This window comes from Idiomarina sp. OXR-189, assembly GCF_034373425.1.
In the GTDB taxonomy this organism is placed as follows: Bacteria; Pseudomonadota; Gammaproteobacteria; order Enterobacterales; family Alteromonadaceae; genus Idiomarina; species Idiomarina zobellii.
This window is the reverse complement of sequence record NZ_CP139706.1, coordinates 722,633-747,920: the sequence shown is the minus strand read 5'-3', so window position 1 is coordinate 747,920 and position 25,288 is coordinate 722,633. Positions and strand designations below refer to the sequence as shown.

The window sequence follows — 25,288 nt, the reverse complement described above, 5'->3', positions numbered from 1 at the left end:
TATCTCCTAGCTATCCGACACGACCACAGTAATGTGGCTGGTGCGCTTAAAGATACGATCGGCACGGCCTTTCGCACGTGGCTTGATGCGCTTCATTGTAGGACCTTCGTCTAAGAAGATCTTAGCAACTTTCAGCTCATCGATGTCCGCACCTTCGTTGTGCTCCGCGTTCGCGATTGCTGACTCTAAAACTTTCTTAATTAAGCCAGCAGCTGCTTTTGGGCTGTATGCCAGGATATCCAGTGCTTTTTCTACTGGAAGTCCACGGATTTGGTCTGCGACCAAACGGCCCTTTTGAGCAGAAACGCGGGCAAATTGGTGTTTAGCAATTGCTTCCATCACTCTCTACCTCTTACCGTTTCTTCGCTTTCTTATCAGCAGCATGGCCGCGATAAGTACGGGTTGGTGCGAATTCGCCCAGCTTATGACCGATCATTTCGTCTGAAACGAAAACCGGAACGTGTTGACGACCGTTGTGAACAGCGATAGTCAAACCGATCATATCAGGGATGATCATTGAACGACGGGACCAAGTTTTAATTGGCTTTTTATCCCCGGCTTCCAACGCTTTCTCCACCTTATTTAGCAGGTGAAGGTCTATAAATGGACCTTTTTTAAGAGAACGTGGCATGTTTAATCCTCAACTCTTATTTGTTGCGACGACGTACGATGAACTTATCAGTACGCTTGTTCTTACGGGTTTTGTAGCCCTTGGTCGGCGTGCCCCATGGACTTACTGGGTGACGACCACCAGAAGTACGGCCTTCACCACCACCATGTGGGTGATCAACTGGGTTCATCGCCACACCACGTACGGTAGGACGAATACCACGCCAGCGGTTTGCACCAGCTTTACCCAATTGACGCAGCATGTGTTCTGCGTTACCAACTTCACCAAGAGTAGCGCGGCCTTCAGCTTGAACGCGACGCATTTCACCAGAACGTAGGCGAATGGTTACGTAAGCACCATCGCGCGCCAAGATTTGGCAATATGCACCAGCTGAACGAGCCATCTGCGCACCTTTACCAGGTTGTAATTCAACAGCGTGCACAACACTACCCACTGGGATATTACGCATTGGCAAAGTGTTACCTGGTTTAATAGGCGCATCTGAACCAGATTGAATGCGGTCACCCACTTTCAAGTTCTTAGGCGCTAAAATGTAACGGCGTTCACCGTCTGCATACAGAACCAAAGCAATGTTTGCTGAACGGTTCGGATCGTATTCAATACGCTCCACTTTTGCAGGAATGCCGTCTTTATTACGTTTAAAGTCGATAATACGGTAATGGTGCTTGTGACCACCGCCGATATGACGAACCGTAATACGACCGTTATTGTTACGACCACCAGACTTGCTGTTCTTTTCCAGCAATGGTGCGTAAGGCTTGCCTTTGTACAGATCCTGACCAACGACTTTTATCTTGTGGCGTTGACCCGGAGACGTAGGCTTACTTTTAACTACAGCCATGTTTATTCCTCCTGTTACTCAGCGCCGCCAGCGAAGTCAATGTCAGCACCTTCTTTCAAGGCAACATACGCTTTTTTCCAGTCGTTACGCTTTCCGAAACGGAAACCGGTACGCTTGGTTTTACCTTTAACTTTGACGGTACGTACGTTTTTGACTTCAACTTCAAAAAGTTTTTCGACAGCTGCTTTGATTTCGGCTTTTGTCGCATCAACAGCAACTTTGAATACAACAGTGTTGTTGCCTTCAGCAGTCATTGTCGACTTTTCCGAAACGTGAGGTGCTACAATCACATTAAGCAAACGTTCTTCGCGCATCATGATAACACCTCCTCAAGCTGCTTGACGGCGTCTGCAGTCATCAATACTTTTTCGAAAGCAATCAGACTGACAGGGTCGATACCCTGAACGTCACGCACGTCGACTTTATGCAAGTTGCGAGACGCTAAGAATAGGTTCTCATCAACTTCTTTGGTCACGATTAAAACGTCATTCATATCCATTTCTTTAAGCTTCGCAGCCAGTTGCTTCGTTTTTGGCGCTTCAACACCAAACTTCTCAACAACGACCAAACGCTCTTGGCGAATGAGCTCTGAAAGGATGCTTTTAATCGCACCACGGTACATTTTCTTGTTAACTTTCTGGGTGTGATTTTGCGGTTTAGCCGCAAACGTTGCACCACCAGAACGCCAGATTGGACTACGGATAGTACCCGCACGAGCACGACCAGTCCCTTTTTGACGCCAAGGTTTCTTACCGCCACCTGCTACTTCAGAACGAGTCTTCTGAGCTTTAGTGCCCTGACGAGCACCTGCAGCGTATGCTACAACTACTTGATGGACAAGGGCTTCATTAAACTCACGTCCAAAGGTAGCTTCGGAAACCTCAAGACCGCCTTTTGCGTCTTTCAATGTTAATTCCATCACTATTCTCCTCAGACGTTATGCCTTGACCGCAGGTTTAACGATAACATCACCACCGGTTGCTCCCGGTACCGCACCTTTTATTAATAAAAGATTGCGCTCTGCATCAACTCGAACGAGTTCAAGTGATTGCGTAGTGACTTGTTCATTACCCATTTGGCCAGCCATTTTTTTGCCTTTGAATACTTTACCAGGCGACTGGTTTTGACCGATTGAACCCGGCGCACGGTGAGCCAATGAGTTACCGTGAGTAGCGTCCTGGGTACGGAAGTTCCAGCGCTTAACAGCACCAGCAAAACCTTTACCTTTTGAAGTACCAGTAACGTCTACTTTCTTAACTTCTGCCAAAACTTCAACAGTCAGTTCTGCGCCAACTGCGTAGTCTTCGCCTTCGCCATTTTCCAGGCGGAATTCCCAAAGACCACGACCTGCCTCAGTACCAGCTTTAGCGAAGTGACCCGCTAAAGGCTTGGTTACACGGCTTGCTTTCTTCTCGCCTGTGGTCACTTGAAGGGCACGATAACCGTCTGTTTCCTCAGATTTAATCTGAGTCACACGGTTCGCCAGCACTTCGATCACAGTAACAGGAACAGAAGCGCCGTCTTCCTGGAAGACACGCGTCATTCCTACTTTACGACCGACTAGACCTATAGCCATTGTTAAAACCTCTCGTGTGTAATCCTATTACTGCCCACTTAACCCAAGCTGATTTGTACATCAACACCAGCTGCCAAATCTAAACGCATAAGCGCGTCTACGGTTTTGTCAGTTGGGTCCATGATGTCAATCAGACGCTTGTGGGTGCGGATTTCGTACTGGTCACGCGCGTCTTTATTCACGTGTGGGGAAGTCAGCACGGTGAAGCGTTCTTTCCGTGTTGGCAGTGGGATAGGACCACGTACCTGAGCACCAGTGCGTTTTGCAGTTTCTACGATCTCTGCAGTCGACTGGTCGATCAGACGGTGATCGAACGCTTTCAAACGAATCCGAATTCTTTGATTAGCCATAAATAAATCAAAGCCTCAATAAAAAAGAGCATTTAAAAAAGAGCACAGAAAACCGCAACCTCCCTGGCACATACCGGGGGTGCGATATTCTACGTCAACCGTTCAGTCCCCAATCGGGACTGTTGTCGAACCCCAATAAATAAAAAGCTTTCGCTAAAAATTCATGGAGTGGCCGCGAATTATACGGATTCGCGGCCTTGTGTCAAGGCTTAAAAGCTCTTAATTAGTGTCCTTCAGCGTAATCTTCGACCGCTTTCCAAACACGCATTAAGTTTTCGCCGAGAATCATTTGTATTTCTTTCTCAGAGTAACCACGATCAAGCAGTCCCTGAACCAGGTTTGGGTAGTCTGAAACATCTTTTAATCCAACCGGGAGAGAGTCCCCTACTCCATCGTAATCAGAGCCCACCCCAATGTGTTCAACACCAATAAGCGCTTTTACATGGTCAATATGGTCCAGTACCGTTTCCAGTGTTGCGAACGGATACGGGTTATTTGCTTCAATGTCAGCGATGCGACGCTTCGCTTCTTCGCTATCGGCTCCATACTGCTCTTTCACGGCGCTAATACGTTTTTTCATCATGTCGCGGTAGCGGTTAGCCTGTTCCGCAAGAAATGACGAGCCAAAGTTAATTTGAATCACACCTTCATTTTCAGCCAAAGCTTTAAGCATGTCGTCGCTCATATTACGCTCAAAACCTGGTGTGTACTTACGTAACGATGAGTGAGAGGCAATAACAGGCACTTCACTAATTTCAACAGCCTGGTAAAACGCATCGTCTGAAATGTGAGAGACATCAACCATCACCCCCACTTTGTTCATTTCTTTGACGAGCTTCTTACCAAAAGGACTTAAACCATCCCATTGGCGGCGTATGTCGTACGATGAGTCTGAAATGTGGTTTGACAGCGAGTGAGCTAACGTAATGTAGCGAATACCACGCTCATAGAACATGTGTAGGTTATCCAAGTCACCTTCTATGGGGGTTCCGTTTTCCATGCCCAGCGCTATCGACATTAAGCCTTTTTCCTTATTCGCACGAATATCGTCAGTGCTATATGCCATCGCAAATTTATCAGGGGCACGCGCAACCAATGCTTCCATGCCATCGATCAATTCATGTGCCAACTGAACACTGCCACCACTTTCTTCATAAGAGGCTGGTATATAAATGGACATAAATGGCGCATCGAGGCCACCTTCTACCGCTCTTGGGTAATCGAAATCACCGTCCTTGGTTGCAACGGATACGTCGTCCCATTTGTCACGGATGCGATACGGAACATCAATATGCGTATCCACGAGCAAATACTCATGCGCTAAATTGATTGCTTTTTCAGAAGCTTGATATTGGGTTTCTTGTTCGTTCGATGATGATTGGCTGGCCGTTGCACAACCGGTTACAGCAACCAAAATGGATGCGGCAAGTAATGACTTTAACATGCGTATTCCTCATTATTGTTTTTAGAGATACACGCAGATTAGCAAAAGTCTAACCTTGTCGCATCATTGATGCGCTCAATCCCATTGCAGCTCCGATAATTAACGTACCTATTACCGGAGCTGCTAACCAGCCAACCCACCAGGGTTCAAAGATAATCATGCGTCACCCTACTGAATTTGCTTGGCTTTATTGTCTTCCGGAAGCTCTTCTTTAGATGACTCAGCAACCACAGTTGCCTCTAAAGAAAATACTTCTGCCGCCCACTCTTGTAGTGACGCTACCGCCGAGTTTTTAATTAACTGCAAACTCTCTACTGTCATTTGAGTGACTTGCGTTTGTATCTCTTCCGACAAAGACATCTCCTGCTTGTCTGAAGCAAAAGCTGATGAACTGAACAACATAACACCACTGACTGCACCGATAATTAACGCTTTCATGAGGTTCTCCTTTGATTTAGTCATTGCGTTAGTTAAGTCGCTAAAACTAATTCAAAGGTTGTGCCAAATTCATAAGATTTTGTTTTTAATTAGTTTATTTATATTTTGGCGCTTTAGAGATGAGAGGGAGTGGTGAGAATCACCACTTATTAGTGATTTTCCAAATGAGGTTTAAGATTTTATGTCATTAATTCGCTTATCGGTTTTTTGTGATCATTTTTAAAGTCCAGGGCGCCCTTTAAAAGGGACTCGCCGCTTTGTGCTTTGGGGCCTTTAATGCTCAAATACTGCCGCCAACGCTTGCCCCCGGGAAGCCCCTGAAAAAGCCCAAGCATATGCCTGACAACATGCCAAGCCCTACCGCCGCTGGCAATATGCTTGTTAACGTAAGGGATCATTGCTTCGACGACCTCCTCACGGGAAACTGAGTTCGCCACGCTACCGAGAGTTTCGTCAAAAGACGTTAATAGCCAAGGGTTCTGGTAAGCCGCTCTGCCAACCATCACGCCATGGACATTCCGTAAATGGTTAACAATGCTTTCCGTTGTTTTAATACCGCCATTTATTGCAACAGGAAAGCCTTTATAGCGCTCCTGGGCTTTATAAACCCGGTCATACTGCAGCTCTGGGATATCTCTGTTTTCTTTAGGGCTAAGTCCCTGAAGCCAGGCTTTTCGAGCATGCAGGGTCAGTTGGTCAACTCCAGCGTCCACAACAGAGTCAGTGAACGCATAAAGGAAGTCATCGCTGTCATGGTCGTCAATACCCAACCGAGTTTTGACGGTTACCGGAATATCGACTGCTTTTTTCATGGCTTTTACACAGTCTGCGACAGCTGCAGGCTCTGCCATTAAACAAGCACCAAAGCTACCATTTTGAACACGGTCAGATGGACAGCCCACATTAATATTAACTTCATTGTAGCCACGCTCTTGAGCTAAAGCTGCGCATCGAGCCATGTCTTCAGGATTACAGCCGCCAAGTTGCAGAGCCACAGGATTCTCTTCTTCGTTATAAGCTAAGAAGTCCTGTTTACCGTGTATAATTGCGCCTGTTGTCACCATTTCAGTATAAAGCAGGGTTTCTTTCGTGAGTAAACGATGAAAGTAACGGCAATGGCGATCGGTCCAATCCAGCATCGGGGCCACTGATAGTCTGTAATTGTAAGCTGTTGCCACTGCCGGTATTCCTTATTTACTACTGCCAAACTGAGCGCCCTATTCTATCGTAAACCAAGGCTTATATCAGCACAGAAATTAGGAAGGATGAGTCGTGTCCCGACTTAAGGTAAAAGCCTTTCACTTAACCACAAAACTCACTACAATGGCTTTAACTTTTTTTAAATATCCAGGCTAATGACTCGTCAAGAAGCGCAACGACTAATTCGAAAAGCTGAAGTTCTTTGTCAGAAACGAGGAGCAAGGCTAACCACCGCCCGACGTGAGGTTTTCACTATTTTAGCCGAACAGTCCGGAGCCATTGGTGCGTATGACTTACTCGACCAACTTCGGGAAGTGATGCCCAACGCCAAACCTCCAACCATTTACAGAGCGTTAGACTTTCTTCAGGAACAAGGTTTTGTTCACAAAATAACGTCGTCTAACAGCTTTGTTCTCTGTACGCATTTCGATCATCAACACCCAGTGCAAATGCTTATTTGTGACTCTTGCGGTGATGTTCAGGAAATTCAATCTGAAGGGGTCTACGACGAGCTAAAGCACCAGGCCGAAGCTCAAGGGTTTAAGGTTGAACAGCAAACAATAGAAGCACATGGCTTGTGCACTAAATGCCATTAAAATAAAAACTAAACAGGTCTTTACTATGAAGTTATATCAATATGCGCTAACGGCGACGGTTTTATTGGCGACTAGCCAAGCAAGCCATGCTCAGGCATTTGAAGATAAGTTTCGTCAGCTGAATGACGATAAATTTCGCAGTCCGAACGTTTATCGCACAGCTTCTGGTGCTCCGGGGCACGAGTATTGGCAGCAAGAAGCTGACTATCATATAAAAGTACAGTTGGATGATGAGAATCAGAGCATTACTGCTCAAAGTACCATCACCTACACCAATAACTCACCTGATACTTTACGCTATTTGTGGGTTCAGCTTGACCAAAACCGGTTCCGCAAAGACTCCATAGGCCCCCAGTCAGACAGCACCAGCAAGCCTGAGCGAATTAGCTTTTCCCGTATGGAAAGCATGATGACCCAGGAAAGTTTTCCAGCAGGGTACGAGCTGACAGAAATTAGCTATGACAACGGTGAGCCACTCTCTCATTATGTCAACGACACAATGCTACGTTTGGACTTAGAAGAGCCGTTAGAAAGTGGTGAAAGCGTCACTTTTAATATCAACTGGGCTTTTAACATCATCGAAGCCGACGTGCTCGGTGGTCGTGGTGGTTACGAGTATTTCGAAGACGATGGTAACTACCTGTATGAAATGGCACAGTGGTTCCCTCGCATGGCTGCTTACTACGATGTTGAAGGCTGGCAGAATAAACAATTTGTTGGCAACGGTGAGTTTGCACTAGAGTTTGGTGACTACCGTGTTGAAATTACCGTTCCTGCCGACCATGTTGTCGCATCAACCGGCGTTCTACAAAATCCGAATGAGGTGCTAACTTCGACCCAGCGTCAGCGTTTAGAGCTAGCCCGTAATTCAGGTGAGCCTGTCAAAATAGTTACTCAAGAAGAAGCTTTAGAGAACGAAAAGGAAGGCACAGACGACACCAAAACCTGGATTTTCGAAGCCGACAAAGTGCGCGACTTTGCCTGGGCTTCTTCTCGCAAATTTATTTGGGATGCACAGGGCTATAAAAAGAATGACACTGATGTCATGGCAATGTCATTTTATCCTGAAGAAGGGAACCCGCTTTGGGAGCGCTATTCGACAGCCTCGATTATTCATACCATTGAACATTACAACGACTATAGCTTTGACTATCCATACCCGGTCGCTATTTCTGTAAATGGACCAGTCGGTGGTATGGAGTACCCAATGATAACCTTCAACGGGCCTCGTCCTTACGTCGATGAAGAATCCGGAGAGAAATACTATTCAGCGCGTACTAAGTACGGGCTCATTTCAGTTATCATTCATGAAATTGGTCATATTTATTTCCCAATGATAGTGAATACCGACGAACGTCAGTGGACTTGGATGGACGAAGGTATTAATACTTACCTACAGTTCCTGGCTGAACAAAAGTGGGAAAAAGACTACCCGTCCTGGCGGGGTGAGCCGCGCAATATTACCCGTTATATGGCAAGCGCTAACCAAATGCCAATAATGACCAACTCAGAGTCGATACTCCAATTCGGCAATAACGCCTACGGTAAGCCTGCAACTGCTCTCAATATTTTGCGTGAAACCATTGTCGGCCGCGAGTTGTTTGATTTCGCATTCCGTGAGTACGCTCACCGTTGGAAGTTCAAACGCCCAACCCCAGAGGATTTATTCAGAACATTAGAAGATGCATCCGGCGTTGATTTAGACTGGTTCTGGCGGGGCTGGTTCTACTCGACAGAACATGTCGATATTTCACTGGATAAAGTGCATTTACTGACAATTAACGCGCAAGATCCTGAAGTAGAAAAAGCGTGGCAGCGTGAGCAAAAAGAACAAGAGCCAACTTCTTTGACGACTAAGCGTAATGCCGATGTCAATTATAAAATTCATCAACAGCCCCACTTGGCCGATTTCTATAACGAGAATGACGAGTTTACCGTCACAAATGCTGATAGAAACGAATACCAGGAACTGTTAAAAGGACTGAACGAAGAGCAAAAAGCAATGCTCGAAAATGGCAGTAACTTCTATGTGCTCGACTTTTCAAACAAAGGCGGCTTGGTTATGCCTATTTTGCTCGACTTGCACTATGAAGATGGCAGTAAAGAACATGTTCGCATTCCAGCGGAGATATGGCGCCGCTCTCCAGAGCAGGTTAGTAAGCTATTAATACGCGATAAAACCTTAACTCAGGTAGTCATTGACCCGAACTGGGAAACTGCCGACGTCGATACGACCAATAACTACTGGCCGGCACGTGCCGTTCCATCAAGAATTGAACTGTTCAAGCGCGACGACCGTAAAGACAGTTTAATGGAGCGTTATGATGAGAAGTTGAAGTCAGACGATGAAAGTTAAAGTTTTCGCCCTAGTAATCTGTGTTGTGCTGACGCTTCCTGCGTTAGCACATCGCTATTTTTTTGGACTAACCGAGATAAGCAGTAACCAAAACACCGGAGCCGTTGAGTTTGTTCATCAGTATACGTTACATGACGTTCAGCATGCGCTTAGCAAGTTAACAGGCGAGCGGTTTAGTCTAGATCAAGAAAACGCAGAGGCTGTGTTACAGCAATGGGTCACGGATAACTTCTCAGTCAAAAACACCAAAGGCGAAGAAGCGAGCCTGAAGTGGGTTGGTTTTGAAGCCGACTATCAGAAAATATGGGTCTACCAAGAGCTACCTAAGCAAAAAAATCTGTGCGGATGGGAAGTATCAAATACATTGTTATTCGACAGTTTTTCGGCTCAAGTAAACACTGTCAATGTTGTTGATAGTTACGGTAACCGCAGCCTGATATTAACGGATGAAAACAGAACTGATACCATTAACTGCCAGAAAGACAGTAAGGAATAAATAATGAATGCCGAGTTTGTAAACCCATTTCTTCAAGCGTTGCAAAATGTCTTGTCGATGATGGCTCAAATGGAATTGAAACCTGGGAAGGCTCAGTTAAAAAAAGATGAGTATGCCCGTGGCGATGTATCGGGGATTATCGGCATGGTCGGTCCTCAGGTTAAGGGATCTTTTTCGATTTCTTTTGAAGAGAACCTTGCTTGCGAAATCATGAATAAGATGCTTGGCGAACTGCCAGACAGCATTAATGAAGACGTTTGCGACATGGTAGGTGAAATTACCAATATGGTGACTGGAGGCGCTAAAAAAACTCTTGGGGAAAACGGTTATGACTTTGACATGGCCACACCAATAGTTGTCTCAGGAAAAGACCACACTATTTCACATAAGTCTGAAGGCTCGAAACTTATAATGCCTTTCAACCACGTTGCCGGCAAAGCCTACATCGAAATTTGCTTCGACAAAATAAAGTAACGCAGAACGACGACTAATATCGGTCGTCGTCTGCAGCACGGGCATAATTGTCGAACCTCGATAAGTGCCCGTGGAATTTCAAATCGACCTTCCCGATAGGTCCGTTACGCTGCTTACCAATAATAATTTCGGCCATACCTTTTTCAGCAGAATCAGGGTGATACACCTCATCTCGGTAAATAAACATAATAACGTCCGCATCCTGCTCTATTGAGCCGGACTCACGCAAGTCCGAATTAACCGGACGCTTATCTGAGCGTTGTTCTAGTGAGCGGTTTAGCTGTGACAATGCAACGACCGGTACCTCTAACTCTTTCGCTAAAGACTTTAATGACCTCGATATTTCCGCAATTTCAAGCGTTCGGTTTTCAGACATACCCGGGACAGTCATAAGCTGAAGGTAATCGACCATGATCATAGAAAGCCCTTTATGCTCCCTATGAACACGACGCGCACGAGACCTGACTTCCGTCGGCGTTAATCCCGATGAGTCATCAATATAGATATTATTTCTATCGTTAAGCATATTCATGACCGACGCTATTCTGGCCCAGTCATCATCTTCCAGTTTACCCGTTCTCACTTTGTTCTGATCAACGCGGCTTAACGACGCTAACATACGCATCATCAGCTGCTCTGCAGGCATCTCTAAGCTAAATACCAGTACTGGCTTATCGTCATTAAGTGCAATGTTCTCGGCCAAGTTCATGGCAAAGGTCGTTTTACCCATCGACGGGCGGGCAGCAACGATAACCAAGTCAGACGGCTGTAAACCTGCCGTCATTTGGTCCAAATCTGTAAAGCCAGTCGAAACACCGGTCACACCATTGTTGTTCTTGAGCTTACTGAGTTGCTCTATTTTTCCTACAGTACGCTCAAGAATCTGATTAATACCTTGTGGCCCTTCGCTTGAGCTTACTCGTTTTTCCGCAATTTTAAACACTTTAGATTCGGCGAGATCCAATAACTCGGCACTGCTTCTGCCCTGGGTGTCATAACCCGACTCGGCAATGTCGTTCGCCGCCCCTATCATTTCGCGCAGAATTGCGCGCTCTCTGACAATATTGGCATAAGCGAGTATGTTCGCAGCACTCGGAGTGTTCTTGGCGATTTCACCAAGATAGGCGAACCCCCCAATCTGCTCTAGCTCACCGGCTGTTTCTAAAGACTCAGAGACCGTTACAAGATCCATAGGCTGGCTGCGCTGTGCCAGCTCATTCATTGCTTTGAATATTAAGCGATGCGCGCGATGGTAGAAATCTTCCGAAATGACGCTGCCGGCAACACTGTCCCATGCGTCGTTATCAAGCATAAGGCCGCCTAAAACCGACTGCTCGGCCTCTATGGAATGAGGCGCAGAGCGCAGTGCTTCCACCGATGCATCACGTTTTCTTGCTGTTTCTGCCATCCGAAAAACCTAAGATAGGAATAAAAAAGAGGGGAGTACTATACAAAATCCCCTCTTAATTAGAAAGCAAGTTTGCCGATGAAACTAGTCTTTGCTTAACGTTATTTCACCGCTGACTGTTGTGGCAGAGACATCCGCCGTTGCATCGCCGAGTTTAAATTCTAATGTTGATGATGGACCCCATTCAGCTTTTTCTACTTTGTCATCGGTTAAACGATTAGTGATTTTTCCACCAGCGTTTGATTTGATGGAGAAATTAGCATGTAAGTCACCCCGCCATTCAAAGTCTAAGTCGCCACTGACTGACTTGGCTTCGACTCGAGCAGACTCTGCCAGTCCTGAGGTCAACTGTGCATCGCCGCTCACGGTTGTCATTTTAGCGTGACTTAAAATACCAAGTGTTGCGTTAATGTCACCCGATACAGACTGCATGGTAATATCTGACAGGCTATCAGATTCGACAATGATATCGCCGCTAACGGCCTGATAGGAGCCTTCAGCAGACGTATTTTCTGTATCCGTTATGTCTCCGCTGACTGTCTCGAAACTGCCGTTACCACTCGCTCGTTTTGAATTAATATTGCCACTCACCGTTTTCAGATGTATTAACCCACTAATGTCACTAACACTGATATTTCCACTCACCAGACGCACATCGAAATCGTTGGTAAAACCAGCAGCCAATACATCCATAGATACACCTTTAACATCGATATCCATTGACTCTGGTGCATACACTTTTAAATCTGATCCGTCTGAATCAGACGAAGAGAAACTAAAGCCTTTATTTTGAGGGGTTTTAACCTCTACATATAGGGTGTTTCCCCGTTTCTCAAAGATAAACTCCTCAGCTTCTTCATCAAGTGTTCCTACAACTCTTACACTATCAGTTTCAGAGGTAATGAGTTCCAGCTTTCCTCGCATATTATCAATAGACAGTCTACTGGCTGGCGAAACCTCAAGCTCCTTGTCGACTTTGTCTTGTGCCAGAGCCGATGACGTCATCAAAAGCAAAGCACTGGTTAATAGAGTTATTAATGTTTTCATGTCATTCTCCCGGTTAAATTTCTTGCAGTTGTTGGTTCTGAGGCTAATATGACTGGCTCAGTAAAATTAACTTCCTGCTGAAAAGCTTTACATAAGGTATACCGAAGGCAAAAAAAAAGCTGCCCGAAGGCAGCTTTTTTTAATCGGTTAGTTGCCGAAATTACTCAGCAGCAACAACTTTCAAAGTAATGTTCGCAAATACATCTGCATGCAGGTGCAATTCAATGTCAAATTCACCAACTTCACGGATAGTTCCGTGAGGCATTAACACTTCGCTCTTCTTCACTTCAACGCCTGCTGCAGTTACTGCATCAGCGATGTCGCGAGTACCGATAGAGCCGAATAGTTTGCCTTCATCACCCGCTTTAGATTCGATAACAACCGCATCTAACGCATTAACTTTTTCAGCACGCGCTTCAGCTTCTGCTAAGTGCTCAGCTAATTTGGCTTCGTACTCAGCACGGCGCTGTTCGAACAGCTCGATGTTGCTTTTAGTTGCAGGTACAGCTTTTCCTTGTGGGAAAAGGAAGTTACGTGCATAACCAGATTTTACGCTTACTTGATCGCCAAGGCTTCCCAAGTTAGCAATTTTGTCTAATAAAATGATATTCATTTTCTCGCTACCTCTACTTTTGGTAATCGAACCGCGCTAGCTTACTGATGTGAATCAGTATAAGGCAGCAGTGACAAATAACGAGCACGCTTGATAGCGCGCGCTAACTGACGCTGATACTTAGCAGATGTTCCAGTAATACGGCTAGGAACGATTTTACCGGTTTCGGTAATGTAGTTCTTAAGCGTAGCGATGTCTTTGTAATCAATTTCTTTTACGCCGTCTGCTTTAAAGCGGCAGAACTTACGGCGACGGAAAAAACGAGCCATGATGGTCTCCTTAAATCAATTCTAGATGCTGAGCGTGAAGTACGAGACGCGGCGTACCGCTATTGTCTTCGTGTCTGTGCAGAAAGCCTTCTGCTAAGACTTCACAACCCACCGTCAATTTTTGTAACCAGTGTTGTAACCCTTCACCACTTAAAACGACTTGAATTCGCACATAAGACTGGCGACTCATACCCGCTTCGGGTTGCATCGACCGATGCTCAATAACTAACTGCAAATGTTCTATGCCTGATGGGCTAGTTTCCAGCTTTGCAGCTTTGCTTAAAGTTCCGGTTAAATGCAGTCGATTCATAGTGAATAGTCAGCTTGCTTTACGCAGCTTCACTGTCACCTTTGCGATCTTCCTTCGGCTTAGTCAGCGGCGAAGGTTCAGTAATCGCTTCTTTCTTACGCATGATCATGTTGCGTAATACTGCATCGTTAAAACGGAATGCAGTTTCAAGCTCTTCCACAACCTCTGCAGACGCTTCAACGTTCAAAAGAACATAGTGCGCTTTGTGCAGTTTGTTGATTGGGTAAGCCAATTGACGACGGCCCCAGTCTTCTAAACGATGGATTTGACCACCACCTTGCTTGATCGTTTCGCTATAGCGCTCGATCATGCCAGGTACTTGCTCGCTTTGGTCCGGGTGGACCATAAATACGATTTCGTAATGACGCATTACAGTTTCCTTTTGGTTCGTATAGCCTCGGTTCAGCTCAGCCGCACTGACATAGAAGCAAGGAACTCAACTAGTAGTTAATACAATGGCTGATTTAAGCCGCGCGATACTATCAAAAAAAAGCGCTGACCGCAACTTAGTCAGCGTCTTTATGAGCTTTTTCAATACGCGAACTTAGGAGGGAGACGAGGCGGTCCGCTAATTCATTTGCAACGGCTTTCTCACCGCGAACGATTAAATGATCAACCGCGCTGCCTTCTTTAAATACCGAGGCATCCAATTGAATACTGGTGTCGTCTTCTGTGACTTTCGTTTGAACTTGCCACTGCGACTCTTTCTCTTTAACAACATGCCATTCGTGCCTTACCTTTAAGCGGTTTTTAATGTCGATAACCAACTCTTCTGCAGCACGACTGTCTGCCTGTTCTACATTAAATGAGAACGACACAAAAGGTTTTGTTGAGCGCATCCACTCAGGGCTATCCCAGTTTGGCGTCCAACTGATAAACAACACGGCAATCATTGCCAGAGCGATACCTACAGGTATCAGTTTTCGCTTAAGCTCCACTGCGCTGCCTCACCACTTCGAACAGGCAAACACCACTAGCCACTGAAACATTTAAGCTGCTGACACTACCACTTAACGGTATTGAAACAAGCTCGTCACAAGTTTCGCGAGTCATGCGTCGCATGCCTTTTCCCTCGGCTCCCATCACTAAAGCTACGGGGCCTCTGTAATCAATATCATATAAAGACTGGGTGGCTTCGCCAGCGGTGCCGTAAACCCAAACACCTTTTTCCTGAAGGTCCCGCATAGTTCTCGCCAAGTTAGTAACAACCACTAAAGGAACCTGCTCCGCAGCACCAGAGGCGACTTTTCTTACTGTCGGTGTAATTTGCGCTGATTTGTCCTTAGGCACAATCACCCCAGTAACACCTGCAGCATCAGCAGTTCTCAGGCACGCCCCTAAATTATGAGGATCTGTCACACCGTCCAGCACTAAAAATAGCGCTGGTGCTTCCGAGCCGTCCAGAAGCTGAGCCAGGTCATGCTCTGTTAATGTCGGTGGCGAATGTACCGTTGCAACAACACCTTGATGATTCCCACCTTCGGCACGCTTTTCCAACGCTTGCTTCGGCACCCATTGCGGTCGAATTCCAGCGGTATAACACTCATTAACAATTTCTTTAACCGACTCGTCCTGACGTTCTTTCGACACGTAAAGCTCGACTAATCGGTCGGGGTGGTTTTTCAAAATTGCCTTAACGGCATGCAAACCAAAAACAGTAACTTTCTGACTCATTGTTTATTTCCGGTTTTTATTGCGAGAGCCCTTTTTACGCTGGCCTCCGCGCTTATTTTTTGAAGGCCGACTGCCCTTAGGTTTACCAGCCCCTTTCTTAGGCATATCACGTTTTTTACCGCTTGGGCTTGTCGCTTCCAGTAAGCTCAAGTCAATTTTTCGATCGTCCAGATTCACGTCTTTCACTTTGACTTTAACACTGTCCCCCAAACGGAACACGCTATGACTATTTTCCCCTATCAGCATGCCTTTTTGCTGATCGAAGTGATAATAATCGTTGTCTAAGTTGCTTATGTGAACAAGACCATCAATTTGATAGTCGCTCAACCTAATAAACAGGCCAAAGTTTGTGACTGAGGATATTACGCCTTCAAACTCCATGCCTATGTGATCAAGCATGAACTCACACTTCAGCCACTCATCGACTTGACGGGTCGCATCATCAGCACGACGCTCGGTCATGGAAGTATGAACGCCCAGTTCATCTAACTGTGTTTCTGAATACGACCAAGCACCAACTAAGCCTTTATCACTGCCATTTTGCTTGCGAACTATCGACTTAATGGCTCGATGCAAAATTAGATCAGGGTAACGGCGAATTGGCGATGTAAAGTGTGCGTATGATTTCAGTGCTAAACCGAAGTGCCCTTTGTTTTCCGGTTGATACACCGCTTGCTGCATTGAGCGCAGTAGCATGGTTTCTATCAACTCGTGGTCCTGACGGTTTTTCACTTCTTCCAGCAGCTTCGCATAGTCTCTTGGGCTAGGTTCTTCTCCGCCCCCTAAGTTGAGACCGAGTTCACCAAGAAATGCTCGAAAGCTGGTTAGACGCTCGTCGCTCGGTGTCTCGTGAACACGGAATAAGGCGCCCACTTCCTTGTCAGATTCAATCAATTGAGCCGCAGCAACGTTCGCCATAATCATGCACTCTTCAATAATTTTATGTGCAACATGGCGTTTAACAGGCTCAATACGCTCAATTTTACGTTGAGCGTTGAATATGAAGCGCGTTTCCTGGGTATCAAACTCAATAGCAGAACGACGCTTACGTGCCGCGCTTAACGCGTTATAGAGTTTTCTAAGTTCCTCTATGTTTTCAAGAACCGGTTCATACTGCTCTCGTAATGCTTTGTCGCCATCGAGAATGTCTTTCACTTTGTCATAAGTGAGTCGCGCATGGCTTTTCATAACGGCAGGGTAAAACTTCGATGTTTTTAACTTACCACGCGGCCCTAGCTCCATTTCAGCGACCATGCATAAACGATCAACGTCAGGGTTTAAAGAACACAGGCCATTTGACAGCTTCTCCGGCAGCATCGGAATAACGTTATTCGGGAAGTAAACAGAATTGCCACGTTCTGTCGCAGATTTATCGAGTACCGTATCCGGACGAACATAATAAGAAACGTCAGCAATGGCGACCCACAAGCGCCAGCCTTTTTCTTCAGGTATACAGCAAACCGCGTCATCAAAGTCACGAGAGTCTGCGCCATCGATAGTAATTAATGGCAATTCACGTAAATCGACACGCCCTTCATAGGCTTCTTTCGGTACTTCTTCACTGTACTTAGACAGTTCACTGTCTATTTCCTGGGGCCACTCATTCGGGATATCGTGCTCACGTATGGCAACTTCAATTTCCATACCCGGTGCCATATGTTCACCCAATACTTCGGTAACATGGCCAATAGGGCTGGTACGACGACTGGGACGTCGGGTGATTTCAACAACCACTAACTGGCCATGGCGAGCGCCATTTTTGTCGGCATCTGGAATTAAAATATCCTGGCTAATGCGGTTATCGTCGGGAACAACTATGCCCAGATCATGCTCAATAAAGTAACGACCAACGATATTGCGATCCCTTGGTTCCGTTACCCGAACAATGCGCCCTTCTGTTTTTCCTCGGTTGTCTTTACCACTTTTTTTAACTAAAACCCGGTCACCATGCAGGACTGAATACATTTGATGGTGTGGTATAAATAAATCCGGCCCGCCTTCATCAGGCTGACAAAAGCCAAAACCATCTTTGTGGCCAATAATACGGCCTTTAATTAAGTCCATGCGCTCGGGTATTCCGTAGGCATTGGCCTTACTGTATATCAGCTGCCCATCGCGCTCCATAGCACGCAAGCGTCGCTTTAAGCCAACCGCCTGACGTTCGTCATCGAGTTTGAAAACACGGATAAATTCCTCAAAAGGCACCGGCTTGCGGTTGTCTTTCACTAACTGAAGTAGCTGCTCGCGGCTTGGAATTTCAACTTCGTATTCGGGCACTGTTTTATTGTCTGACATAGAATCCTATTTACTGTTGTTCGGTTAAATTACCGATGCCCAACAGTATACGTGCTGTGGAAAGGATTGTCAGTGTTGGAAGAAAATAACCCGATATGACAGCCGTCAGACCGGGCTATTTGAGTGTTTTTTAGGGGAAATTAAAGAGACTCTAGCTCTTTTTCCAGCTCTTTCATTGCTTTTTGAGTACGAAACTCTTCATAGAGCGCCGCCTTAGATTGTGGATCAAGCTGACGGTTTGACTCATCAACTAAAGTATCAAAAGTTTCACGAGTGTCTTCTTTAACAACTAAAGCACACAAATACTTTTTACCATCAATTTGCGCTAACGAAATTTCTTCCGGCGTTGAACCTTCCAAAGTTTCGCTGGAAACTTGTTTAGTGACCTGCTCAAATGTCGAACCAACATCACTTTTGCCTTCAGCCTGAAGCTTGCGGTTATATAACTTATCTAACACACTCGCCTTTATGCTGATTTGTTGCGCCATATCCGCTCGTGCAGCAGCCACAGCTTGTGGTCTATCTACGGCCATATTTCCTGACCAATCGACACACGCTGATGAAGCTAGCCCTTTGTCCGATTTAGGAAGAAACACCCAAGCAGGCGCTGAGTCTTGAGGATTTCCGGTCACAGACTGCATCTGCTGATTTGCCTGTGCCGACGACTTTTGCTCTTCTGTTTGTTTCGGTTGAGAGGCACAAGCAGCTAATGCAAAGCACACCCCTATAGTAATCAAATGTTTTTTCATAATTATAAACCCAATGTTTTTTGATAATGAGCTTCACGCTCAGTGACTTTTGTTAAATAATTCTTGGTTTCCGATGCCGGCAAATAAGTCATTAAATGCTCGTACACTTGCTTCGGTGACATTTGGTTCGCAGCTCTACTCGCTCTCGTCAATGAAGTGGTATTCGTCATTGCCCGCGCCACATTTCCCGGTCCAGTATTATAAGCCGCAATTGCCATATAAAAGCGAGACTGAGTATTGCGAACATCTTTAAAATAGCGGTTTATCAACAAATGAAAATAAACGCTGCCAGCCTGTATATTTCTATTCGGATCAAACAGGTATTCAGGCGTTAGCAAGCGTTGTTGACCATGCAAAAAGCCAGTGATGTCTTTTCCTGCTGACGTAGGAACTATCTGCATTAAGCCAAAAGCAGGAATGTGAGAACGGGCCAGCGGGTTAAAGCTAGATTCAGTATGGATAACAGCTATAACTAACTCGGTTGGGAGCCCCCATTGACGCGCGTAAGTCTCTGCTGCCGGTAGTACTCGTTTTACGCGATCTGATACCGCAGCGTCTGGCATCTTGATAGTCACTGAGGCTCGTTTACCGGAGCGCTGTACTTTTTGCTGAGACAAGTCCTGCGCCTCGACCTTTCTGCCTAGCAAAGACTCAGATTTCTGTGGTTGCTTTTGAGAGCGGCTATTAACACTCATGCCCGCATTGATTAAAACAGGATCGGACTCAACAGCTTCTTGCGCAGAGGTCTCATTCAACCGTTTAACTTCAGCTTTCGCAGTGTTTAATACATCCGCGTCGTCAGAGTCATCCAAAACTTCCACTGTAATAGTGTTGTTTTCATAATCGACGATGGTTCGACGACTTTTGTCGTCCGAATATTCAACCCAGCGTTTTTTATCAGGGAGCTTAGCGTCATCCCACTTTTCAGCAACTTCCTTACGATACGCTTGCTCGGCTTCCCGCCAACGCTCAACAAACGCCTGAAATTCCTGCTCACGTTTATCCTGGAACTCCTGAAACTCAGTCTGCTGCTCTTTAAGGTACTGCTCAAATTCAGCATCGTCCTGTGCAACCGTACTAAAAACGCTGAGACTAAAAATAGCTAGATAAATCGTCGGCTTTTTCAGCATCTTCCCGCTCCTTTTGTTCTTCAGCATTCAGCTTTAATTGACGGCACTCCACTGAGTCGCAGCTACTGGTTAAGTCAATCACTGATTGCCAACGGCCATCAGAAAACCAAATTGATGACACTGCGTATTTTGCAGCATTCATGATCAATGCACTGTCATTAAGGTTAGTGTCTAAATAGCCTAGACGTTGCTCCTCGGGCGCCAGCTTCGCGATTAACGCCACTGCATCGGCAGAAGAATACGAGTGTGATAAAGCTTCTTTAAGAAAAGGCTTTATCTGTTCAAGCTCGCCCTGTTCGACCAAAAACCATGCTGCTCTTACCGATAAGCCGGCGATATTCAATGACCAATCACTGACTTGTGACTCCCCCGTACAATGCAGCCACCCGGACTCATTCCATGAGTTAAACTTCTCAATGTCTGCTCGAAGAAATGAAACCTCACCAGGCACGCTAAGGCCAACACGTTCACTCAGACGTTCTCTAACTTCGGCTCTAAGAGGTAAAGTCAATGCTGACCGACAAGCTTTTTGCCAGGCCTGGCTTGGTAATTTCGAGTCAGTTCGCACTCTAGCTTCGCCGTCTGAAACCTCTTTTTCAAACCGACTCAGCTCTGGTGGCTCTGAAGCTATAGCAAGCTGGGACAAAAGCCCCAGCGATGCAATAAACCACTTCATTATAGGTTATCTTCGTCAGACACCTTACCTGACGCCCCTTGAGGGTTCGCCGCTTCGTCGTTTTGGCCACCATAAACTCGAATATTCCGACCTGAACTGCTTGGATTAGCTGTACCGCCGGCTTCCATTTCGCGTTTAGCTTCGCGAGACACCGCTTCTAAAGAAGGAGAATAAACGGATACGGTATACATCCAATGACCATCTTCGCTCGCAAAGCTCCGGTTACTGACGCCCGGAGGCAGTTGACCTTTAGTGACAGCGCCATATTCATCAGACATTTTCAATTGATTAAGGAAGACAGTACGTTCGCTATCCAGTTTTTTTGCAGTTGTCGGATCTTCTAAGCGCGGATCGCCGCCGTATTCAAACTGCTGATTTGACTCCACTTGATCTTCGCTGAAGCTGCCTTTCCAATAAACTTCATCGCCCTGCATAGTGCCAATAAGCGCGCTGTTTGCTCGGCTTTGTGACTGGCGTTTAGCCGCATCTTTCAGGCGTCTTGCAACACGCGGGTTATCGTTATCACGAATAATTGCAGAGCCATAACCCATTAAAATAATTTCGCCGGTGTCAGCGTGGGTTAGGATTTTCGCTCCCATTGGCGGCAAAACACCACTGTTAATATCTGCAACTACTTGCTTAAATACTTCATTCGGGTTTGTCGTTACGGCAATAGCGCCATGGCTGTCACGAATTTGCGCGCGTGTTTTAGGTGTTGAAATTAAGCTAACTCGAACTGTCTTTTCATCAACGTTGTCATAAACATCGAAAGTGACATAGCCAGATAAAGAACCAGATACAGAGTCAATGCAATTCTCTTGCATAGTCGTTGATTCATTAGTAACCGAGTCAGAACCCGTTTGGATATCATCCAATACCGTTTGAACAGCGTTCTCACATTCCTGTTGAATGCCATTCATATTTTCAATAAGCTGCTTCTTCGCAATTAGCGCGGCTTGGTTGTATGCGCCACGCTTCGATAACAGCGTCGCATTCATATTGTCGTAGGTGTTATAACTAGAACTACCGATAGACAAAATCCCGGTTCCGCTGCCAACCTGAACTAAACGAATACCATCCTGGTTTTCATCTACAAGCTGTTGGTGAGCTGCTTTTACAGCCGTTTTCTCGTCTTTACCGACAACCACATTACCTTTAGTAACGACGTCGGCAGACTCCACATTTTCGCCAGGTCGGGCCGGAGTCATATCTGTTAAGTCAAAGTCTTGTGCAAATGTTGGCAACGCAGCCAATAACGCTAAAGTTAAGAGTGAACGTTTCATTATTTATTTTCCTTAATCAAACCGAATAGTAAATTCATTGTTTATTTGAGCTTTGGGCAGGCTTTGTGCTGCTATTGGTCGTACCGACTGATGCAGAGCAGCAACAAGTTCACCGGTTGCTCCGGCATATCGCAAACTGGCTTTGTAATAGTCCCCCTGACTATTCACAACTACGTCTTTCACACCGCCCAGTGTCGACAAAATAGAAGACAGCTTATCGGGCTGAGACAAGTAACGCGTATGTATAAAAATATCGCGAACCATGCCACCTTGTGCGACCACCTGATTAAACGACTTTTTCAGCGTTTTGCGCAGTGACTGCTGCTGTTCGGGAGTAGCGAGGTGCACATCAATAAGGTCGTGTTCGACCTGAGCACTTGTTGGCAAAGACAATAAGCTTGGTTCATTTCGCCAAAGCCCGTATTGCTGACCCGATAAATCTTCTACCTTTACATTGAGCTGCAGTCGACTGTTAGCACCCCGTTCCCGAAGAACCGAGTCAGCTTTAATCACTAAATTAGCATGAGGGCTATATTCAATACCCTGCTCTGCAAGCCAATCTTTCAGCAGGCTACTCAGTGGTTCCGGTGCTTGAACATTCACTCGCGGCGAACCAATAGCCATCAACACATCATTCGCAGCCTGAGCAATAGGTTGCTTTTCCACCACAGCTTTAATTGTGACTTCCACGCCGTTATTAGGCAGTTCTCGACTGTTGAGCAAAGACCACTCTTTAACGAGTCCTTGCGACCTTGTATGCAATTGTTGAGAAATAACTTCGTTCACCGAAAACTCATCACCGCTCTCGCTCGAAGACTCCTCGGTCGTTGAAAACTGAGTATTTTGCTGAGTCAGCCACATACCAACGACTTGTGAAACCGCACGTTTCAAGGCATCCATTTCAGCTTGAGTACGTGCTGTGCGGCCGTTCTCGTTGTCAGGCCACCCTTCGCCTATAACCGTCACTAACACATTCTCGGCTGCAGCATCCCAGTCACCGCCATCCGATTGACCGTTCGATTTTGGCAAACTGCCTGTTTTTAAACGAACAGTGACACAAGTATCGCTGCCCTGAAGGCGAGGAGCCGAAATATCAACAGGCATTTGCTGAATACTCATACCCTGCTGCTGCATGTCGCTCAACTTACGAGCCCAGGATGACGTATCCGTGTCGATATCTTCGCTTGAGGTTTGTTGCGCCAGCAACTTAGGGGACGATAAGAATTGCGCAACCTGCGACAAGGCATCCATTTTTGCCGACTCTATCGCAGGCGTTCCGCGCCCATATGCGCAGGCTTCTGCTTCGATGCCGCGCATTGAGCTCAGAGAAACCTGAGCTAATGCGCTGCATGAAGCTACACTGGCTAGCACACCAAAACTAAGTGCTAGTTTCCTCATGTGCGAGACTCCAGGAATCCGGCCGGAGTACCAACTGAAACAGCGAAAATCTTAGTGCCATTTGACGGGCGGTAGATTCCGTTCGCCGCTGAACGTTCCACTTGTTCAGCCAGGTCGCTATTCTTCCATACCGCTATTTCACCCACTGCACTGTTGCGAGAAGGGTTCACATTGGCCACGCCAATTGGCTCAACAAAGCCAGCTTCGTATTGAAAAATAATCATTGTCTCGTTGGGTAGTACACCGGCGTTCTGACCGCGGTCCAAACTCACCTGATTTCCTTTAATACCAAGAACCTGGGCCGTTGCTGGCATTTCAGAAAGCATACGTGTCAGCAAAATATCAATGCCACGAGACGTCATATCGTTAATCACCGCATTAACGTGCGCAGGGTCGTGGTAACGAAAGCCTGTTTCATAACGGTTATTCACCATGACGTATTTCAGCTCGTTACGCTCACGCACATCTTCCGATTTAACACGAATCTTCCCTAAATTAGGGTAAGACATTAGCTCTCGTGTGAACGGGTTCAAAACAGCGGTTGTTAGCTCTAATGTGTAGTCCATCCAGCCGGTAATTGAGCCTTCACTTTTTACTGTGCGAAGAGTATCTAATTTGACAATAAAGTCAGGCTTTAGCACTTTCTGGCTGCCAGCTCTTTCTGCTAAGGCCCTGGCTCCCTGCTGCTCCATGAAAGTTTGTTTTTCTTGAGAAATAACATCGTCGTCACGCGTAATGATTCTGAAGCGGTTAATGCCCGCGAACTGATTCTCCAGCATAAATAGCAACTGCTTATCATCATACTCACGCAGAGCCTCTACGCCTTGACCTTCACCGCCCACATCGGTACCCGCAAAATACATACGAACGGTTGGTTTCTTAAGTGGACAGGCATCAGACTCAGTCGCTGGGTTAAACGTGCAGTTCTGCAGGCCTTGAGTATCGAAATACGCCGGTACTTTAATGTCTTCGCTATCAAAGTTATAAGCGCTACGTGCAACACTGGCATTTGACGCTCGGTTTGATACTTTCGCGGTTTGTGTTTGATCAGCTTGACGAGTCTGACAAGCACTTAGAGATAAAACAGCCAATGCTGTGATAGTGAGTTTCGTCACTAACTTCATAGTTCACTTCCTTTTTCAAAAAGCCAGTTTTGTATAGGGGTATCTAAAATAGCTCGCATTTGCTCCAGGGCATGGTTACGAGCTTGCTGGGTAGATGTTCCATTACCGACAACAGTAATATGCTCTTGCCGAAATACCCTAAAAGGTGAATGTGGTTGCGTTAATTCAACCATTAAGTCCAGTTTATGCTGGTGATTATTTTCTGATTGTCTTGTTCTGTGAGCAGGCTTCAGCTGCAACCATAAAACGGTTTCTGTCGCAGACGGTATTTGCTGATTAATAATTCCAACAAGGCTTTGCAAAGAGCTGTCAGCAATAACGCGAACACCATAGCGTTGCCATACCTTTGCAACAGCACTTAAATTCTCACGAAGTTTATTTTTAAGCGTGCCATTGGTAGCGCCTAAACCGGCCAAAGCTCTTTCAATCCTTAACCCGTAGGCATTCGCCTCCCGGTACTTTAATGCCCAAAGCACCTTATCAACAGCAGGTGACTGAGCAGGAAAACTAAGCGTCGCTATCGGTGTAAGCTCATCCTCAAGAAAGCGAATCAGTTGCCTTTTACTGATAGTTGCCTGTACGTAGGTTACGCCTGATTTTTTATCAACAAACTGCTCACTGACGTTAACTTTATTTACATCGATTGAGAGTGTGTTACTGACGACTGACTGTTTAAAGTATTGGGATGTTCCTGCTTGTGTTTTTTCAAGAACAGAAACGTTTTCAGCAGACATCGACTGACTAACCTGAGCAATAATTTCTGCTATTGCTGCGCGTTTTGCTTCAGAACTCGACGGACCGCTGCCAACAGCTGTCAGTTGCTCACTGGTATTTTCTGATTTGAAAATCCAGTCCGGCAGCTCTTGCGCGGTGATAGAAAAACTGAAGGTGGCCATAATTATGACCACCC

The 25,288-nt window shown here is 46.0% G+C and carries 30 protein-coding genes; 4 read left to right on the top strand and 26 right to left on the bottom strand.

Going from position 1 to position 25,288, the window contains the following annotated elements; all coding sequences use genetic code 11:
* Positions 1-6: 6 nt before the first annotated feature.
* The 10 genes from rplV to dusA all read right to left on the bottom strand — a co-directional run bounded on the left by rplV (position 7) and on the right by dusA (position 6,419).
* The gene (gene rplV / locus UM402_RS03590) at positions 7-339 is read right to left on the bottom strand and encodes a 50S ribosomal protein L22 (RefSeq protein ID WP_053954203.1); all 333 of its coding nucleotides are present in this window, start codon (positions 337-339) and stop codon (positions 7-9) included.
* Between the two features lie 13 nt (positions 340-352).
* On the bottom strand, positions 353-631 hold the full coding sequence (rpsS, locus tag UM402_RS03585; protein ID WP_026860408.1) for a 30S ribosomal protein S19: 279 nt from the start codon (positions 629-631) through the stop codon (positions 353-355).
* A gap of 16 nt (positions 632-647) precedes the next feature.
* Positions 648-1,472, bottom strand: coding sequence for a 50S ribosomal protein L2 (gene rplB / locus UM402_RS03580; RefSeq protein WP_053954202.1), 825 nt, complete (start codon positions 1,470-1,472; stop codon positions 648-650).
* Positions 1,473-1,486: 14 nt separating this feature from the next.
* Complete coding sequence (rplW, locus tag UM402_RS03575; protein WP_053954201.1) at positions 1,487-1,789, bottom strand: 50S ribosomal protein L23; 303 nt, start codon at positions 1,787-1,789, stop codon at positions 1,487-1,489.
* Positions 1,786-2,391, bottom strand: a complete 606-nt coding sequence (rplD, locus tag UM402_RS03570) for a 50S ribosomal protein L4 (RefSeq protein ID WP_053954200.1) — start codon at positions 2,389-2,391, stop codon at positions 1,786-1,788. Before rplD ends, rplW begins: the two co-directional genes overlap by 4 nt.
* Positions 2,392-2,409: 18 nt before the next feature.
* Positions 2,410-3,048, bottom strand: coding sequence for a 50S ribosomal protein L3 (gene rplC / locus UM402_RS03565; protein WP_053954199.1), 639 nt, complete (start codon positions 3,046-3,048; stop codon positions 2,410-2,412).
* Positions 3,049-3,086: 38 nt separating this feature from the next.
* Positions 3,087-3,398 carry a 30S ribosomal protein S10 gene (gene rpsJ / locus UM402_RS03560; protein WP_053954198.1) on the bottom strand — a complete coding sequence of 104 codons (312 nt, stop codon included), beginning with the start codon at positions 3,396-3,398 and terminating at the stop codon, positions 3,087-3,089.
* 223 nt (positions 3,399-3,621) lie between these two features.
* Positions 3,622-4,842 carry a dipeptidase gene (locus UM402_RS03555; RefSeq protein WP_058576140.1) on the bottom strand — a complete coding sequence of 407 codons (1,221 nt, stop codon included), beginning with the start codon at positions 4,840-4,842 and terminating at the stop codon, positions 3,622-3,624.
* Between the two features lie 168 nt (positions 4,843-5,010).
* Positions 5,011-5,280, bottom strand: a complete 270-nt coding sequence (locus UM402_RS03550; protein ID WP_053954196.1) for a hypothetical protein — start codon at positions 5,278-5,280, stop codon at positions 5,011-5,013.
* A gap of 179 nt (positions 5,281-5,459) precedes the next feature.
* Positions 5,460-6,419: a tRNA dihydrouridine(20/20a) synthase DusA gene (gene dusA / locus UM402_RS03545; protein WP_053954233.1), complete on the bottom strand. Its 960-nt coding sequence runs from the start codon at positions 6,417-6,419 to the stop codon at positions 5,460-5,462.
* Positions 6,420-6,635: 216 nt separating this feature from the next.
* Between dusA and zur the strand changes: the two genes are divergently transcribed.
* From zur to UM402_RS03525, 4 genes are read left to right on the top strand one after another with little or no spacing between them, the layout of a single operon-like run.
* Complete coding sequence (gene zur, locus UM402_RS03540; RefSeq protein ID WP_058576139.1) at positions 6,636-7,076, top strand: zinc uptake transcriptional repressor Zur; 441 nt, start codon at positions 6,636-6,638, stop codon at positions 7,074-7,076.
* A gap of 25 nt (positions 7,077-7,101) precedes the next feature.
* A complete protein-coding gene (locus UM402_RS03535; protein ID WP_058576160.1) occupies positions 7,102-9,432 on the top strand; it encodes a M1 family metallopeptidase in 2,331 nt (776 codons plus the stop codon).
* Positions 9,422-9,928 carry a DUF6702 family protein gene (locus UM402_RS03530; protein WP_053954194.1) on the top strand — a complete coding sequence of 169 codons (507 nt, stop codon included), beginning with the start codon at positions 9,422-9,424 and terminating at the stop codon, positions 9,926-9,928. Before UM402_RS03535 ends, UM402_RS03530 begins: the two co-directional genes overlap by 11 nt.
* A gap of 3 nt (positions 9,929-9,931) precedes the next feature.
* Positions 9,932-10,402, top strand: a complete 471-nt coding sequence (locus tag UM402_RS03525) for a chemotaxis protein CheX (protein ID WP_053954193.1) — start codon at positions 9,932-9,934, stop codon at positions 10,400-10,402.
* Positions 10,403-10,415: 13 nt separating this feature from the next.
* Here the strand turns inward: UM402_RS03525 and dnaB are convergent, their stop codons facing one another.
* The 16 genes from dnaB to UM402_RS03445 all read right to left on the bottom strand — a co-directional run bounded on the left by dnaB (position 10,416) and on the right by UM402_RS03445 (position 25,274).
* Positions 10,416-11,810 (bottom strand): replicative DNA helicase, encoded by a 1,395-nt coding sequence (gene dnaB, locus UM402_RS03520; RefSeq protein ID WP_053954192.1) that lies wholly within the window; start codon positions 11,808-11,810, stop codon positions 10,416-10,418.
* A gap of 84 nt (positions 11,811-11,894) precedes the next feature.
* Entirely contained in the window at positions 11,895-12,857 is a 963-nt protein-coding gene (locus tag UM402_RS03515; protein ID WP_058576138.1) for a DUF4097 family beta strand repeat-containing protein, read from the bottom strand.
* 160 nt (positions 12,858-13,017) lie between these two features.
* The gene (rplI, locus tag UM402_RS03510) at positions 13,018-13,470 is read right to left on the bottom strand and encodes a 50S ribosomal protein L9 (RefSeq protein ID WP_053954190.1); all 453 of its coding nucleotides are present in this window, start codon (positions 13,468-13,470) and stop codon (positions 13,018-13,020) included.
* Positions 13,471-13,511: 41 nt separating this feature from the next.
* Positions 13,512-13,739, bottom strand: coding sequence for a 30S ribosomal protein S18 (gene rpsR, locus UM402_RS03505; RefSeq protein WP_011235166.1), 228 nt, complete (start codon positions 13,737-13,739; stop codon positions 13,512-13,514).
* Positions 13,740-13,749: 10 nt separating this feature from the next.
* A complete protein-coding gene (gene priB, locus UM402_RS03500) occupies positions 13,750-14,049 on the bottom strand; it encodes a primosomal replication protein N (protein ID WP_053954189.1) in 300 nt (99 codons plus the stop codon).
* A 19-nt stretch (positions 14,050-14,068) separates the two neighbouring features.
* Positions 14,069-14,419 (bottom strand): 30S ribosomal protein S6, encoded by a 351-nt coding sequence (gene rpsF, locus UM402_RS03495; protein ID WP_053954188.1) that lies wholly within the window; start codon positions 14,417-14,419, stop codon positions 14,069-14,071.
* A gap of 136 nt (positions 14,420-14,555) precedes the next feature.
* A complete protein-coding gene (locus tag UM402_RS03490; protein ID WP_053954187.1) occupies positions 14,556-14,987 on the bottom strand; it encodes a hypothetical protein in 432 nt (143 codons plus the stop codon).
* Positions 14,977-15,723 carry a 23S rRNA (guanosine(2251)-2'-O)-methyltransferase RlmB gene (rlmB, locus tag UM402_RS03485; protein ID WP_058576137.1) on the bottom strand — a complete coding sequence of 249 codons (747 nt, stop codon included), beginning with the start codon at positions 15,721-15,723 and terminating at the stop codon, positions 14,977-14,979. Before rlmB ends, UM402_RS03490 begins: the two co-directional genes overlap by 11 nt.
* Before the next feature lie 3 nt (positions 15,724-15,726).
* Positions 15,727-18,018: a ribonuclease R gene (gene rnr / locus UM402_RS03480; protein ID WP_058576136.1), complete on the bottom strand. Its 2,292-nt coding sequence runs from the start codon at positions 18,016-18,018 to the stop codon at positions 15,727-15,729.
* 140 nt (positions 18,019-18,158) lie between these two features.
* Entirely contained in the window at positions 18,159-18,767 is a 609-nt protein-coding gene (locus tag UM402_RS03475; protein WP_058576135.1) for a hypothetical protein, read from the bottom strand.
* A gap of 2 nt (positions 18,768-18,769) precedes the next feature.
* Positions 18,770-19,897: a murein transglycosylase domain-containing protein gene (locus UM402_RS03470; RefSeq protein ID WP_058576134.1), complete on the bottom strand. Its 1,128-nt coding sequence runs from the start codon at positions 19,895-19,897 to the stop codon at positions 18,770-18,772.
* A complete protein-coding gene (locus tag UM402_RS03465) occupies positions 19,860-20,573 on the bottom strand; it encodes a hypothetical protein (protein ID WP_058576133.1) in 714 nt (237 codons plus the stop codon). Before UM402_RS03465 ends, UM402_RS03470 begins: the two co-directional genes overlap by 38 nt.
* Entirely contained in the window at positions 20,573-21,856 is a 1,284-nt protein-coding gene (locus UM402_RS03460; RefSeq protein ID WP_058576132.1) for a hypothetical protein, read from the bottom strand. The genes UM402_RS03465 and UM402_RS03460 overlap by 1 nt, the downstream gene beginning before the upstream one ends.
* A gap of 12 nt (positions 21,857-21,868) precedes the next feature.
* Positions 21,869-23,254, bottom strand: a complete 1,386-nt coding sequence (locus UM402_RS03455; protein ID WP_058576131.1) for a hypothetical protein — start codon at positions 23,252-23,254, stop codon at positions 21,869-21,871.
* Positions 23,251-24,378 carry a hypothetical protein gene (locus UM402_RS03450; protein ID WP_058576130.1) on the bottom strand — a complete coding sequence of 376 codons (1,128 nt, stop codon included), beginning with the start codon at positions 24,376-24,378 and terminating at the stop codon, positions 23,251-23,253. Before UM402_RS03450 ends, UM402_RS03455 begins: the two co-directional genes overlap by 4 nt.
* Complete coding sequence (locus UM402_RS03445) at positions 24,375-25,274, bottom strand: LPP20 family lipoprotein (RefSeq protein WP_303732674.1); 900 nt, start codon at positions 25,272-25,274, stop codon at positions 24,375-24,377. The genes UM402_RS03450 and UM402_RS03445 overlap by 4 nt, the downstream gene beginning before the upstream one ends.
* Positions 25,275-25,288 lie beyond the last annotated feature (14 nt).